We start from the raw sequence: 14,152 nt of genomic DNA, 5'->3' as shown, positions 1-14,152 counted from the left end.
ACCTTTACTTCACGGGCCGATATATTGTTTTGCCCATCGGGCGTACCAGGTGAGTCTGCAAATTAAAATTTTCAGAGTGTCCGGCTACATACATGCCATTCTCAGGCAGTAAATCCACCATACGAGCCAGTAATTTGAGCTGTGTATCCTTATCGAAATAAATCATCACATTGCGACAAAATATGACGTTTACACGCTGCTTAAACCCCCAGTGCACTTGTTGCAGATTGATTTGTCTGAAGGTCACCATGTCCCTTAATTCATCAACCACTTTAACCTTTCCGACATTTGTGCCTTTGCCGCGGTGAAAAAACTGCTGTTTTCTGCTCTGAGAGAGTTTTTCAATGCTGCTATAGGAATAAACACCTCTCCTGGCTTTTGCCAACACGTTACTGTCGATGTCAGATGCAATAATACTTATCGGTGGTTTATAGCTTCCAAAGACCTCTGCCACCACCATCGCAATTGAGTAAGGCTCTTCCCCAGTGCTGCTGGCGGCACACCAAATGGTGTGGGTGTCCGGATGTTCATGTAAATATTTGGCCAGTGCATCAAAGTGATGCGCTTCACGAAAAAATGAAGTCAGATTGGTGGTTAGTGCATTAATAAATTGCTCTTGCTCCGCGGAAGAGGATTCCACCAGCCTCAAATACTGACTGAAGCTGTCGATATTTAGGGCCCGTAACCTGCGAGACAGGCGGCTGTAGACCATACCATCTTTGGAGTCTGCAAGGCGGATACCCGCCTTGCTCATCAGGGTGCTGCGTACTTTTTCAAAGTCATTTCTGTGAAATGCAAACTCCCTTGGTACCGCTGAAGCGGTAGCCAGTTGCATCAGAACATCTCCCATTCATCGTCTGCGACTTTGGCTGGCTTTAACATAGTCTTTGTTTTAGGCAATGACGTGTGTAAGTGTCCATTGATCGCAGGCTTTGCTGGTGCGATAACCGGTTTTTTGGTCAACATGGGCGTTTTAGACACTGACTGCACAGTGTGTTGTTCTAGTTTGAACGTTGCAACCCGATCTGATAATTGCCCAGCCTGATGACGCAGGCTTTCGGCTGCAGCGGCAGCTTCTTCTACCAATGCGGCATTTTGTTGCGTCATTTCGTCCATTTGTACTACTGCCTTGCTCACTTCATCGATGCCTGAAGCTTGCTCAACCGACGCAGCAGCAATCTCTGACATGATGTCATTCACTCGTTTGATTGCCATCACCACATCATCCATGGTTTTACCGGAACGATTAACCAGTTCGTTGCCCGTACTGATTTTAGTCACCGAGTCAGAGATGAGTTCTTTAATATCTTTAGCGGCGTCAGCTGAGCGCTGCGCCAATGTTCTCACTTCGCTGGCAACTACGGCGAAACCGCGCCCCTGCTCGCCCGCTCTTGCAGCTTCCACAGCAGCATTCAACGCCAGTATGTTGGTTTGAAACGCTATGCCATCAATTACCCCGATAATATCGGAAATTCGCTGTGCAGAAGCATTAATGGCTGACATGGTAGTTACAACCTGTTTGATCATCTCCCCCCCTTCAGCAGCAACGTTACAGGCTTGAGAAGCCAGATTATTAGCCTGTTCGGCATTTTCTGCGTTTAGTTTTACCGTGCCATTGAGCTCCTCCATGCTGGAAGACGTTTCTTCCAGGCTGGAAGCCTGCTGCTCGGTACGCGAAGACAAATCTGCGTTCCCTGTGGCAATTTCCGACGATGCAGTATTGATGGTTTCCACTGCTTCATTGATTTCACCGATGGTGCTACGCATATTGTGAACAAACTCGTTAATGGCTTCGCCAAGTACTTTGAAGTCGCCCTCAAACTCATGTTCGATACCGCAGGTCAAATCACCGTCAGCCAGTCTTGTCATTACGTCTTTAACGTCTGAAATAGTCGTCCGAATATCTCTGATAAACTGGTCGGTGGCCTGGCCCAGCTCTTTAAACTCGCCTTCAAACTCCTGTTCAATTTTGCAGGTTAAATCACCTTTAGCCAGTTGTGTCATAACATGCTTGATTTCATTTACCGCTTTCGTTCTCGCGGTAACGTCGGTAGCAAACTTCACTACCCGGAATGGCTTGCCATTCTGATCCAAAATGGGGTTGTAGGTTGCCTGGATCCAGATTTCGCGGCCGCCTTTTGCAATGCGTTTAAATTCCCCCGAGGCAAACACGCCTTTGTTCAGGTTTTCCCAAAAGTGTTTGTATTCCGGACTATTCTTATAACTATTCTCAACAAACATACTGTGGTGTTTGCCTTGTATTTCTTCCAGTCTGTACCCCAGGGCATTGAGGAAATTATCATTCGCGCTGATGATGCTGCCATCCAGGTTAAACTCGATCACAGCCTGAGATTTACCAATGGCGTTTAATTGCCCTTCAAAATACGCATTCTTGCGCTTTTCTGCGGTAATATCGGTGGCAAATTTTACCACTTTGAACACTTTGCCGTTCATATCCAGAATGGGGTTGTACGAAGCCTGAATCCAGATTTCATCGCCACTGCGCGTGATGCGTTTGAATTCACCGGCGAAGAACTTTCCTTTCGACAATGAAGACCAGAAGGATTTATAGTCTGCGCTGTTTTGCGTTGCCACATCCACAAACATGCGGTGATGCTGACCTTTAATTTCGTCCAGGGTATACCCCAGTGCATCCAGGAAGTTCTGGTTTGCATCTAACACCGTACCATCGGGTGTAAAGGCGACCACAGCCTGAGATTTGCCAATGGCGTCAATCTGGCCGGAAAAATCAGCAGTCCGGTATTTCGCGGCAGTAATATCTGATGCATACTTAACCACCTTGAATGGCTTACCATCCAGGTCCGTGATGGGGTTGTAACTGGCCTGAATCCATACATCCCGCCCACCTTTACCAATGCGCTGAAACTCACCGCTAAAGAATTGGCCTGCCTTCAGAGAATGCCAAAACGCTTTGTATTCTTCTGATGTTGCCAACTCGGGTTTAACGAACATACTGTGGTGTTTACCCTGAATCTCTGCCAGCGTATACCCCAGGGTGGTAAGGAAGTTCTCGTTTGCGTTTAAAATTGTGCCATTTAAGTCAAATTCGATAACTGCCTGAGATTTGCTGATAGCCGAAATCTGGCCGTTGTAGTTGGCATTAATGAGCTTTTCTTGTGTTATATCAGTAGCAAACTTCACTACGCGAACAACATTGCGGTTCTCATCAAATATGGGATTGTACGATGCCTGGATCCAGAATGGCTGCCCCTGCTTGTTGAGGCGTTTAAATTCACCCGCCTGAATGTTGCCCTGTCTGAGACTTTGCCAAAATTCCGCGTACTCTTTGGAACTGGCAAAAGCGGATTCGACAAACATCCGATGGTGCTTTCCCTTGATATCATTGAGTGTGTAGCCTGAAGTACTCAGAAAGTTTTCGTTGGCGGCATCAATCGTGCCATCCGGTAAAAATTCAATCACTGCCTGAGCGCGGTCCATGGCCGCTAATTTACCGTGTTCAGCCTGGGCTTGAGTGGTATCGGCCCACTCAAGCACATAGCCGTCTGCTTGCCCAATGCTATTCATCAGGGTTGTTGTGGTTAATTTTAATGCTACCCCGCCCACGTTTACTGCATTACCACTTTTATGTTGTTGCAGTTGGGCAAACAAACCTTGCTTTAACGAATCACAATGCTGGCCGATGGTAACCGATATGCCGCAGTGTTCCATGCATTGACGGCAAGCCTGATTGGCATAAGTAATTATACCGGTTGCGTCTGCCATCATGATGGCCGCAGAACTGTTATCCAGTGCTTTCTGTTGCATGATTGACAGCTTTTGTGCTGCTTTTAACGCATCTTGGTTAAATAAATTAAATACGCCCATGATTTCACTCCATCATATGCTTGCTTGTTGATGCGTGATCACCAACAAGAAATTTGTTAGTTGACCGGTTTACGCGGCAGTTTGGGTATTGTCGACAAGTGCTAATGCGTCGCTGGTGATCAGCTTTTCGATATTGACCAAAATCACCATTGAACTCTCCACATCTGCCAGTCCAAGTAAAAACTGGCTGTCGAAAGCAACGCCAAAATTCGGTGGTGGTAAAATATCCTCGTCGGTTAAACGCACGACATCGGACACTGCGTCCACCACTACGCCTACAATGCGATCAAAAATATGCAGCATGATCACAATGGTAAATTCGTTGTAGGTAGGCGTACCTACCTCAAACTTAATGCGCAAATCCACAATAGGCACAATGTCGCCACGCAAATTCAGTACGCCCTTAATAAATGCTGGCGCATTTGCAATTTTGGTGGCCGGCTCATACCCCCGTATTTCTTTTACAGTGGCAATATCGATGGCATAACACTCCTTGCCCAATACGAAACTCAGGTATTCTTTTTCGTCTGAAGCGACAGGGGTTTGCTGTAAGGTTGCTTGTGTCATGCGCATGCCTCTTGATTCATAGTGTTGTGGCAGGATTGAGCTAAGGAATCAGCATCGAGAATCAACGCTACCTTGCCATCACCCATAATGGTTGCACCGGCTACGCCAGCGACTTTTCGATAATGCTTTTCCAGGCTTTTAATCACTACCTGTTGCTGCCCTAACAGCGCATCTACCTGAATGCCAAAACGCTTTTTGCCACTTTCCAAGAGCACCACGATACTGTCTGCCGGATCTTCAATTGCACCGCCAACATCCATCGCTTCGTACAACGCTATCAGTGGCCAGTACTCACCTCGGGTACTCAGCAACGTTTCATTGCTCACCGTTTGAATGTGTTCGCGTTTTGGCTGGAATGACTCAATAATGTTGAGTAAGGGCACCACGAAAACCTGATCGCCAACGGCAACACACATACCGTCAACAATCGCCAGGGTCAGGGGTAAATGAATGTCGAACGATGAGCCCGCTCCATGTCTGGATTCAATCTCAATGCGTCCGCCTATCGATTCAATATTGCGTTTTACAACGTCCATTCCCACGCCGCGACCGGAGACATCGGTGACTTCTGTGGCAGTTGAAAAGCCCGGTTCAAAAATCAACTTCCAAACCTCGTGATCGGGCATGTCATCATTTTGAATCAGGCCATTTTCGGCGGCTTTATTTAGAATACCCTGACGATTCAAGCCCGCCCCGTCATCCTGAATTCGAATGATTATGCTACTGCCTTTCTGCGCGGCGCTAAGCACTACGGTACCGATTTCAGGCTTACCTGCTTCTCTTCGAATCGCAGGCGTTTCGATACCGTGATCAATACTGTTTCGCACCAGGTGAGTAAGCGGGTCCACCAGTTTTTCGATCATACTTTTATCAATTTCAGTTGCGCCGCCTTCAATCACCAAATTGACTTGCTTGCCCAACTTTTGCGAGAGATCTCTCACCACCCGCGGGAACCGGTTAAACGTCATATTTACCGGCAGCATACGCATCGACATGGCAGATTCCTGGATCTCTCGGGTATTGCGTTGCAATTCGTCGATAACCGCCTGTAGCATTTTGCCAGCTTTGCCTTCCAGACTACTGCCAATCATAGACAGCATTGACTGAGTGATTACCAGTTCCCCAACCAGATTCACCATGCCGTCTATCTTGTATGTATCCACGCGTATTGAACCCGATTCTTTAGCTGTGGAGGGTTTGCCCTCAGACTCGGATCGGACACCAGAAATAGGCGTGACGTTTTTTAGGTTTTCTGTATATGGAGTACTGTGTAACTTGGCTTGTGCAACTGTTGCCTGTTCGGCTTGAATTGCGTCTTCAGGCAACGCGTTTGACGTTTGCGCGGTCGTAACGAAAGCCAAATCAGCGAATAGATCATCGGTATCAAACGATGACTCGGACGTTTCCTGCATTGAGTCAAATAAGCCGAAGCCATCGTCTTCTAACAAGGCAAGCGGCGTTTCGTCGTCTGATTTCGCTTCATTAACAACAGCCGCTGAATCAGATCCACTGCCAAGCAGGCCTTCCAGCTTGGTTATCCCATTCGCAATATCTGTATTTGGTAGCACTCCACCGTGCATGTATGCATCCAGTGTGGCCTTCAGTACGTCTACGGTATCAAGCAGTACATCAACTGCATTTACCGATAAACGCATGGTTTGATTGCGCGCCCGGTCCAGTAAGGTTTCCATTACATGAGTAAGACCAGCCAGCGCTTCAAAGCCAAATATTCCACTACCGCCTTTTATTGAATGTGCCGCGCGGAAAATACTGTTCAGTTCTTCCATGTCTGGATGGTCAACATTCAGCGACATCAGCAATTGTTCCATTGCCTGTAGATGCTCATTGCTTTCATCAAAAAACACCGCATGGAACTGCTCAAGATTAACGCTCATTAGCCATCCTCGCTCTGGTTGCCAGCTTATCCGAGAACCCGGTGCATTACGTTCAGTAACACGTCTGGCGAAAACGGTTTTACCATCCAGCCAGTCGCCCCGGCAGCGCGGCCACGTTGTTTAATGTCGTAGCCGGATTCGGTTGTTAGCACAACGATTGGGGTCCTTTGAAACGTCACCATATTTCTCAATGATTGGATTAACGTGATACCGTCCATCCGCGGCATATTCTGGTCCGTTAATACAAAATCAAATGAGCCATGTTTGCACTTGTCCAAAGCATCTTCGCCATCCTCGGCCAGAGTGACCTGAAACTGCGCACTCTTTAACGTGACTTCTACCATTCGGCGGATTGAAACTGAGTCATCAACAACTAAGATATGTTTTGACATACGCTATACTCCAACTGCTTGTAGTTCAGACGGTCCAGCTCCTATAGCAACACTGACAAGCGCTGCCAAGGAGTAAGTAAATGGGCGATGTGCGGCAACCTGGTTGAGGTTAAGCTGACTAGGTTGCAAACCAAGATGCTTGCTGCCTGAAGTGTATTGAAGATAAGTTAAGCCAACACTGGCGTGGCCTGCAGCTAAAATGGATGAGGGTCCATGGGATGTACTTGCAATGCCAATACACCTGACGACATAGGTATGCAACGAAATATAAATTAAAACAAATATATTAATTAATACGCTTAAACCTACATTTAGAACGCGACGTGATCCAACTAAATACATTTTCATCGAAGCCATAAACACCCCAACAAATAAAGCATTCAACTATATAAGCTAACCAAAAAGTCAGCGAACGCCTTTTATTTTGTACAATAATTATTCACCCAACCTCTCACGCTTTCAATTATACTTTCGTTTATTTTATTTACTTTGTGCATTTAGTGACATTTGCGACATAATAAAGTAAGAAGTGATGTCAGAAAGTAAAAAAAGACAATGTAAACCGTTGTCAGTGCACATAAAAAAAGCCCGCATAGCCGTTAATTGCTATGCGGGCCTTTTTAAGGCAGAGGCTTTCGCCTTAGCTTACACTTACAGCGCAGTGATACCGTAAACAGCAACTGTACCGCTCACTTCATTACCTGCGATCAGCATTGGCAAACCTGTAACGCTGTCCTCAGCCGCAACAAACAACAGGCTCTCGGGCGCCAAATCACCAATTGCATCATCAACGGTAAGGCCTTCGGTAACATCGCGATTGTTAATGTAATCCACAAAGAAAGCATCGTAAGGATTAGTAATATCGTAAATAAAGATCCCGCCCATTCGCTCTAAACCGATAAACGCGTAGGTACGCTCACCTACTTTGCCAACGGTTAATGCTTCTGGCTCGGGCCCTTTGTTTTCAGAACGTGAGTCACCTTCATTTTCATCGTCGCCATTATTGAACTGCGCCCCATAAATGGACGCCGTAATACGCTCAAAATCGTCACCTGAATCAAACACAACCAGTCCATTCTGATCCCAAATGGTAAAGGAGCGAGCACCATAGGTATAGGCAGCGTCATACTGACCATCGCCGTCAGTGTCACCCAGCGCATTGGTAACACGTAAATCATCAATATCACCGTTAATTTGCAGTGCTTCAAGTAACGAACCTGGCGCTGCAGTGAGATTTTTCAGCTTCACTTCTTCCGTAAATGCAAGACACTCTCCATCATCGAAATCCTGACCACCGGCAGCGGTACACTCTGCTTCAGTAAAATCATCAGCAATAAAATACTCACGTGCATCACCTTCGTTTGCGGTTAACAGGAAAGGCGCATCTTTCCAGGTATACATGGCAATAGTATCAGGCATGTATACGCCATACAGACCCGCGTATTTGCCAAAACTGACTTCACCGTCTTCCTGCGCATCGATATTTAACTCAGACCAGTCTTTGAAACCCAAACCAACAATGCTGACTTCCAGCGTGGTTAAGTCGATCACTGCCACGCCGTTGTTTTCCTGCAGCGTTACAAATGCGGTTTCGTTATTTGTGGTGATGTATTCAGGCTCTAAATCCTGTGCCACGCTAGTTGTGATGGTAACGCCATTAATGGTACGGCCTTCGGGATTCGGAAAATGCATTCCCATTGCGGTTAACGCGGCTTTCTGGTTATTAAATGCGGTAAAATCAACAATTGAAGCCGTGTCCGCAGGCACGCCATCGGCTACAGCGATCACCGCCACAGAGCCTTCTGGATCGATAGTATAATCACCGCTGGGTTCCCCTTCATTAGCAACCAGTACTTTGGTTCCGTCTGGCGTAAATGTAACCATATCGGGCAAATTGCCCACCTCAACAGCTTTCAAAAATACTGGCGCAGAACCCGATACACCGGTGTAAAACAGGATATAACCATTGTCACTTTTATTGTCTGCCGGCACTGCTACGGCCAGCAGATCGCCAGACAGCGCAATACTGGTTAATCCAGCCAATGCTACCCCGCCCACTTCTGCAGGCAACACTAAACTGGTACCCGTTGTCATATTAAAACTGGTGATCGGGTTACTCATTGCTTCAGCAGTTAGCGAGGCAGTGCTTACCATTTCAACGGTATTTGTATCGCTGTTAGTCACATAAATGGTATTGGTACTAACGTCATACTGAACAATTTCAGCTGCGCCTTGAGCATTCAGCGTTGCCCGGCCTATTACCGACAGTGCAATACCTTGCAGTGCATCCTGACCATCAGCACCGTTTGCTCCGCTCTCGCCTTGTGATCCCTGAGCACCTGTTGCACCATCCTGGCCATCATCCCCTTCGAGGCTACAACCGCCTAATAAACCTGCAATTGCGAGTGCCAACAGGCTTGCTTTATAGTTTGACGCTATCATTGTTGTTCCTTTTTTGTAGTCTTTTGAAGTAAGCTAAACCCTGCTGCAACAACAATAATTAGCGTTGCATTATCAAGGTGTTAAACTAGTAAAAGTAAGAACTTCCGATGACACTTTGATGTCCCGGGGATGACAGATTTATGAATCACCGCGTAATAATCCGGTAACGATAAACACACTGCGTGCCATGCTGCGAAAGGAATACGGAATGAAACCACTCTTAAAAATAACCAGTTGTCTGCTGTTAGCAATGGGTATAACGGCTTGTGCCACCTCGCCAACAGGTCGCAGCCAATTGCTGATTTTCAGCAGTACCCAACTCGACCAAATGGGCGCCCAGGCCTTTGACGGCATGAAAGCGGAAACACCGGTGTCTCAAAAAGCGTCGCAAAACACTTATGTGCAATGCGTGGCAGAAACCTTACTGCCGTTTGTGCCCGCGGGTGTGTATGGCGGAAATTGGGAAGTGGTTGTATTTAACGATGAGCAGGTAAACGCATTTGCACTGCCGGGCGGTAAAATCGGCGTGTACACCGGCTTATTGAATGTTGCCAAAAACCAGCATCAGCTGGCGGCGGTAATTGGCCACGAAATTGGTCATGTTATTGCTCAGCATGGTAACGAGAGGATGTCACAGAGCACGTTAATTGAAATGGGCTCTCAGGCGGTTAATCAAATCCTTGCTGCCAATGAAGTGCCTTACAATCAGGCCATTATGTCTGGCCTTGGTTTAGGGTTACAGGTAGGCGTGCAATTACCTTTTAGCCGCGCACATGAGTCTGAAGCTGACATTATTGGCTTACAATTGATGGCGCTTGCTGGATTCGACCCTCGTCAGTCGGTTGAGCTATGGCAAAACATGGAAGCCGCAAGCGGCGGTGAGCGCCCGGCTGAAATTCTGTCTACCCACCCGGCTCCGCAAACGCGTATCGAAAATCTGCAAGCCAATATGGAAGCAGCGATGCGTGATTACACGGCAAGTGGCAAAAAGGCGACTTGCCAGTAGGTTGGTAGTTGTTGGTACTTGAAATAAAAAATCCCGGCAAGCCGGGATTTTTTATTGGGAGTAAGCAGGCTTATTTGCCTTCTTCCTGCCCTTCGCTCTCTTTGTACAAGTGCACATCCATCTGCGGGAACGGGATTGAAATGCCTTCCTGGTCGAAACGCAACTTCACATTTTCAGTAAACGCCCAGATAACCGCCCAATAATCTTCTTTTTTCACCCAAGGGCGCACAACAAAGTTTACGCTGGAATCACCGAGTGACGATACCGCAACCACAGGTGCCGGTTCGGTTAAAATACGCTCGTCCTCGGTAATCATTTGCTCAAGCAGTGTTTTGGCTTTCAACAAATCATCGCCATACCCAATGCCAAAGGTCATATCTGCGCGGCGGGTTGCCATGGCTGAGTAGTTTACAATATTGTCGCCATAGATCTTGCCGTTGGGCACGATAATCTCTTTGTTATCCGGTGTGTTCATGGTTGAAGTGAAAATACCGATCTTCTTCACCACACCAGCTGTACCTGCCGCTTCAATAAAATCACCTGAACGGAAAGGTTTAAATACCAGTAACATTACGCCGGCCGCAAAATTCTTCAGCGAATACTGCAAAGACAAGCCTATTGCCAGGCCCGCGGCACCTAAAATAGCAACCAGTGAAGTCGTATCTACACCCAGTTGATCCAACGAGGCAACCACAACAAACAGCATTAAGATGGCATTCAGAATTGACTTCAGAAAATCCACCAGCATGGCGTCATATTTTGATTTGGCCATTAATTTGCCAATCATGGAAATAATGACACCCACCACCATGCGCCCAAGTACAAAAATAATTATCGCCATTGCGATATTTATTCCCCATGGAATGGCATAGGTATTGATATACATTTCGATATCTTCTTGATTAAACATGTTTCTATCCGTGTTGCTGAAAAAGTATCTAATAACTTATCAGTGATCGAATGGGCTTAGCAACAAAATAACACTGACAAAATATATTCATCAGATTGTCACACCCACCAGGTACAGTGAGCGTCATGTAAAATATCGCTGAAAGCCAAGTAGCTGAAAGCATGGAGGATTTTTTCAGGGTCGTTTTTCAAGGCATTTTTAGCTGGAATTTTCGCCTTTTTCACTCTATATTCTGTGACCTGTGCAGGCCAATGAGTCTGTGTTGAGGCCACAAAAGGTATTGTGGGGTATTCAGTAGTATTTGTTGGTATGCTTTTTACGTACATTAACTCAAGTAGTATGACGTCACTGCCAACAATGAAGGTAGATTTTTTTAAGGAATAGAAAATGTTACTACTTAGCTTATTATTTACAGTCGTGTTGATGATTTTTGGTTATGCGCTCACTAGCGATAAAGGCAAACATACAGTACATGCCCGTCGCGCCAAGCAAATGGTGCCCAGTCAGGGCCAGGCAATCAACACATTTGCCTCAAAATAACCAAAATCCAGGGCTGCTCCGGCCTCTCCGGAGCCCTTCTTATTGAAACAAGCGCATTCCCGCAGGTACACTACGCCTTTCCAAATTAGCGTATGAGTTTGTAATGCGAATCCCTCGTCTTTTTCACCCCGACACCATCAATGTCGACGCAGAACTGGTATTGAGCAGTGATGCCACTCACCATGTTGCCAATGTATTGCGATTAAAAGCCGGACATCCGGTAGTGCTCTTCAATGGCGATGGAAGTGAATACACGGCAACCATTATTGTGGCCGAGCGCCGCCAGGTGATTGTGGAAATTGACGCAAAACTATCACTTGACCCGCAATCGCCTTTGCCGATCCATTTGGGTCAGGGCATTTCCAAAGGCGATCGCATGGACATCGTGTTGCAAAAAGCCACCGAATTAGGCGTTACTCATATCACGCCACTTATTACAGAACGCTGCGCAGTTAAGTTGGATGAAAAACGCTGGGAAAAGAAACTGCAACAGTGGCAAAAAATTATTCAGGGTGCTTGTGAGCAATGTGGACGAAATACGTTACCCATTCTGAATGCACCGCGAACATTGTCTGGCTGGCTGGCAGAATCGACTACGCAAACCCGTTTGGTATTATCACCTGGCAGCCAGCAAAAGTTGTCACAGCTTTCAGCAAACAGTCAGGGATTCAGGCTACTCATTGGTCCGGAAGGCGGTTTATCTGACACCGAAGTTCACCAGGCAATGGAAACCGGTTTTACCGGCTGTTCGCTTGGCCCGCGCATTTTGCGTACGGAAACCGCAGCGTTAACCAGTGTGGCGGTTTTACAAGCAACATTTGGCGATCTGTAAGTTCGCTTCAGTCAGTCTGCCAAAGTGATAATTTCTGGCCTCAGCGCTTGATTCCTGTCGAATCATCTCCATTATGGACATATTGACAGTTCTAAGAGCGCACTATGACCTATACCGTTGGCGTGGTAATGGATCCCATTGCCAAAATCAAACCTTACAAAGACACCAGTTTTGCCATGATGCTGGAAGCCCAGCGACGCGGCGCAACCATTGTTTACTTTGAACTTGGCGATCTCTATATCGACAATGGCATCCCGAAAGGGATTGGCCAAACGGTAACCGTGCGGGATCAGGACAAAGATTATTACACACTGGGCGAACCCACTACTTATGCGCTGGGCGACATCAATGTATTGCTGATGCGCAAGGATCCGCCCTTCGACAGCGAATTTTTATACGCCACCCAAATACTGTCACTGGCTGAACGCGATGGTGCGCTGGTAGTGAACCGCCCGCAAAGCCTGCGCGACTTCAACGAGAAGCTATTCACTGCCTATTTCCCGGAATTGATCCCGGATACCCTGGTTACTCGCAGCGGCAAGCTGGTTCGCGAATTCCACGCCACACACAAGGACGTAATTTGTAAACCGCTGGACGGTATGGGCGGTGCGTCTATATTTCGCGTTAAGGAAGATGGCAACAACCTTGGCGTGATTATTGAAACACTCACCGCCAACGGTCAACGTCAGATGATGGTGCAAAAGTACCTGCCGGAAATTAAAGATGGCGACAAACGCGTACTGATTGTTAATGGTGAAGTGATGCCTTATTGCCTGGCCCGACTGCCCTCTGCCGGTGAAACGCGAGGCAATCTGGCTGCAGGTGGTACCGGCCGTCCGCAACCCATCAGCGAGAGTGACAAACGCCTGGCAGAAACCATTGCACCGTTATTGGTAGAAAAAGGTTTGTTGTTTGTGGGCCTGGATGTAATTGGCGACCGTATTACCGAAATAAACGTAACCAGCCCTACCTGTGTAAGAGAGATAGAGCGCGCCTACGACATAAACATTATGGCAGCCCTGTTTGATGCCATAGAGGCAAAATTGGCGCAATGAGTCATACTGAGTAGCAGTGGATCAACGAGGTAGTACAATGACTGAGCTAAAAAGTCTGGCAAATCACTTTTTAATTGCCATGCCTTCCATGGAAGACCCATTTTTTGCACGCAGTTTAACCTATATCTGCGAGCACAATGCTGACGGCGCAATGGGTCTGGTGGTTAACCACCCTACCAACATGACGCTGCGGGAACTGCTGGAACAAGCCGAAAAAGACGCCGATGTTGACGATGAAAAAGGCCAGCAGATAGTGCTGGCGGGCGGGCCGGTCAGCCAGGAGCGTGGTTTTATTCTGCATACGCCACAACCAGGCTGGAGTTCAAGTTTATCCCTAACGCCGGAAATTATGGTTACCACCTCTAAAGATATTTTGGGTGCGCTTGGCAATCACCGTGGACCTGATCGCGCCGTTATCACCTTAGGCTATGCGGGCTGGAGTGCCGGACAACTGGAATCAGAAATTCAGAACAATGCCTGGCTAACCATTGAGGCTGATCCGCATATTCTGTTTAACACGCCTATACACAAACGCTGGGAAGCGGCTATGCAACTGCTTGGCGTTGATGTATGGAAACTGGCACCTCAGGTGGGTCATGCCTGAGCCAGGAAACAGAACGGTACTGGCTTTCGATTTTGGCACAACCAGCATCGGCGTTGCGATTGG

Annotated in this window: 13 protein-coding genes; 5 read left to right on the top strand and 8 right to left on the bottom strand. The window is 47.2% G+C overall.

All coding sequences use genetic code 11. The features are described 5' to 3' along the window. Positions 1-4 precede the first annotated feature (4 nt). The 7 genes from ACLR2L_RS04020 to ACLR2L_RS03990 all read right to left on the bottom strand — a co-directional run bounded on the left by ACLR2L_RS04020 (position 5) and on the right by ACLR2L_RS03990 (position 9,142). Positions 5-850, bottom strand: coding sequence for a CheR family methyltransferase (locus ACLR2L_RS04020; RefSeq protein WP_413365904.1), 846 nt, complete (start codon positions 848-850; stop codon positions 5-7). Continuing rightward, entirely contained in the window at positions 835-3,546 is a 2,712-nt protein-coding gene (locus ACLR2L_RS04015; RefSeq protein ID WP_413365964.1) for a PAS domain-containing protein, read from the bottom strand. Before ACLR2L_RS04015 ends, ACLR2L_RS04020 begins: the two co-directional genes overlap by 16 nt. Positions 3,547-3,915: 369 nt before the next feature. Continuing rightward, the gene (locus tag ACLR2L_RS04010; protein ID WP_140961889.1) at positions 3,916-4,413 is read right to left on the bottom strand and encodes a chemotaxis protein CheW; all 498 of its coding nucleotides are present in this window, start codon (positions 4,411-4,413) and stop codon (positions 3,916-3,918) included. Next, on the bottom strand, positions 4,410-6,308 hold the full coding sequence (locus tag ACLR2L_RS04005) for a chemotaxis protein CheA (RefSeq protein WP_413365902.1): 1,899 nt from the start codon (positions 6,306-6,308) through the stop codon (positions 4,410-4,412). The genes ACLR2L_RS04010 and ACLR2L_RS04005 overlap by 4 nt, the downstream gene beginning before the upstream one ends. Before the next feature lie 26 nt (positions 6,309-6,334). Then, the gene (locus tag ACLR2L_RS04000) at positions 6,335-6,700 is read right to left on the bottom strand and encodes a response regulator (protein ID WP_140961885.1); all 366 of its coding nucleotides are present in this window, start codon (positions 6,698-6,700) and stop codon (positions 6,335-6,337) included. A 3-nt stretch (positions 6,701-6,703) separates the two neighbouring features. Continuing rightward, positions 6,704-7,057, bottom strand: coding sequence for a hypothetical protein (locus ACLR2L_RS03995; protein WP_413365900.1), 354 nt, complete (start codon positions 7,055-7,057; stop codon positions 6,704-6,706). 294 nt (positions 7,058-7,351) lie between these two features. After that, on the bottom strand, positions 7,352-9,142 hold the full coding sequence (locus ACLR2L_RS03990) for a choice-of-anchor I family protein (protein WP_413365898.1): 1,791 nt from the start codon (positions 9,140-9,142) through the stop codon (positions 7,352-7,354). A 208-nt stretch (positions 9,143-9,350) separates the two neighbouring features. On the opposite strand from ACLR2L_RS03990, the gene ACLR2L_RS03985 reads away from it, so the two are divergent. After that, complete coding sequence (locus ACLR2L_RS03985; protein WP_140961879.1) at positions 9,351-10,148, top strand: M48 family metallopeptidase; 798 nt, start codon at positions 9,351-9,353, stop codon at positions 10,146-10,148. Between the two features lie 70 nt (positions 10,149-10,218). Here ACLR2L_RS03985 and ACLR2L_RS03980 read toward each other — a convergent pair whose 3' ends face one another. Continuing rightward, positions 10,219-11,058: a mechanosensitive ion channel family protein gene (locus tag ACLR2L_RS03980; protein ID WP_413365895.1), complete on the bottom strand. Its 840-nt coding sequence runs from the start codon at positions 11,056-11,058 to the stop codon at positions 10,219-10,221. 387 nt (positions 11,059-11,445) lie between these two features. Here ACLR2L_RS03980 and ACLR2L_RS03975 point away from each other — a divergent pair, with 387 nt between their 5' ends. The 4 genes from ACLR2L_RS03975 to ACLR2L_RS03960 all read left to right on the top strand — a co-directional run bounded on the left by ACLR2L_RS03975 (position 11,446) and on the right by ACLR2L_RS03960 (position 14,089). Next, positions 11,446-11,598, top strand: a complete 153-nt coding sequence (locus ACLR2L_RS03975) for a hypothetical protein (RefSeq protein WP_181405266.1) — start codon at positions 11,446-11,448, stop codon at positions 11,596-11,598. Between the two features lie 103 nt (positions 11,599-11,701). Continuing rightward, positions 11,702-12,430, top strand: coding sequence for a 16S rRNA (uracil(1498)-N(3))-methyltransferase (locus tag ACLR2L_RS03970; protein WP_413365893.1), 729 nt, complete (start codon positions 11,702-11,704; stop codon positions 12,428-12,430). 104 nt (positions 12,431-12,534) lie between these two features. Beyond that, complete coding sequence (gene gshB / locus ACLR2L_RS03965; protein WP_413365891.1) at positions 12,535-13,485, top strand: glutathione synthase; 951 nt, start codon at positions 12,535-12,537, stop codon at positions 13,483-13,485. Between the two features lie 37 nt (positions 13,486-13,522). Further along, on the top strand, positions 13,523-14,089 hold the full coding sequence (locus tag ACLR2L_RS03960) for a YqgE/AlgH family protein (protein ID WP_140961872.1): 567 nt from the start codon (positions 13,523-13,525) through the stop codon (positions 14,087-14,089). The last annotated feature ends 63 nt before the right edge of the window (positions 14,090-14,152 follow it).

The sequence above is a fragment of the Alteromonas sp. AMM-1 genome (genome assembly GCF_047290655.1).
Classification (GTDB): domain Bacteria; phylum Pseudomonadota; class Gammaproteobacteria; order Enterobacterales; family Alteromonadaceae; genus Alteromonas; species Alteromonas mangrovi.
Note: the sequence above shows the minus strand (reverse complement) of the source record. Positions and strands in the feature narration are given on the sequence as shown.

What these genes read in the sequence shown, in the direction of transcription:
- ACLR2L_RS03990 (WP_413365898.1), bottom strand. Translation starts at nt 9,142, where the DNA reads ATGATAGCGTCAAACTATAAAGCAAGCCTGTTGGCACTCGCAATTGCA.
- ACLR2L_RS04015 (WP_413365964.1), bottom strand. Translation starts at nt 3,546, where the DNA reads ATGAATAGCATTGGGCAAGCAGACGGCTATGTGCTTGAGTGGGCCGAT.
- ACLR2L_RS04005 (WP_413365902.1), bottom strand. Translation starts at nt 6,308, where the DNA reads ATGAGCGTTAATCTTGAGCAGTTCCATGCGGTGTTTTTTGATGAAAGC.
- gshB (WP_413365891.1), top strand. Translation starts at nt 12,535, where the DNA reads ATGACCTATACCGTTGGCGTGGTAATGGATCCCATTGCCAAAATCAAA.
- ACLR2L_RS03970 (WP_413365893.1), top strand. Translation starts at nt 11,702, where the DNA reads ATGCGAATCCCTCGTCTTTTTCACCCCGACACCATCAATGTCGACGCA.
- ACLR2L_RS03980 (WP_413365895.1), bottom strand. Translation starts at nt 11,058, where the DNA reads ATGTTTAATCAAGAAGATATCGAAATGTATATCAATACCTATGCCATT.
- ACLR2L_RS03960 (WP_140961872.1), top strand. Translation starts at nt 13,523, where the DNA reads ATGACTGAGCTAAAAAGTCTGGCAAATCACTTTTTAATTGCCATGCCT.
- ACLR2L_RS04020 (WP_413365904.1), bottom strand. Translation starts at nt 850, where the DNA reads ATGGGAGATGTTCTGATGCAACTGGCTACCGCTTCAGCGGTACCAAGG.
- ACLR2L_RS04010 (WP_140961889.1), bottom strand. Translation starts at nt 4,413, where the DNA reads ATGACACAAGCAACCTTACAGCAAACCCCTGTCGCTTCAGACGAAAAA.
- ACLR2L_RS03975 (WP_181405266.1), top strand. Translation starts at nt 11,446, where the DNA reads ATGTTACTACTTAGCTTATTATTTACAGTCGTGTTGATGATTTTTGGT.
- ACLR2L_RS03995 (WP_413365900.1), bottom strand. Translation starts at nt 7,057, where the DNA reads ATGGCTTCGATGAAAATGTATTTAGTTGGATCACGTCGCGTTCTAAAT.
- ACLR2L_RS03985 (WP_140961879.1), top strand. Translation starts at nt 9,351, where the DNA reads ATGAAACCACTCTTAAAAATAACCAGTTGTCTGCTGTTAGCAATGGGT.
- ACLR2L_RS04000 (WP_140961885.1), bottom strand. Translation starts at nt 6,700, where the DNA reads ATGTCAAAACATATCTTAGTTGTTGATGACTCAGTTTCAATCCGCCGA.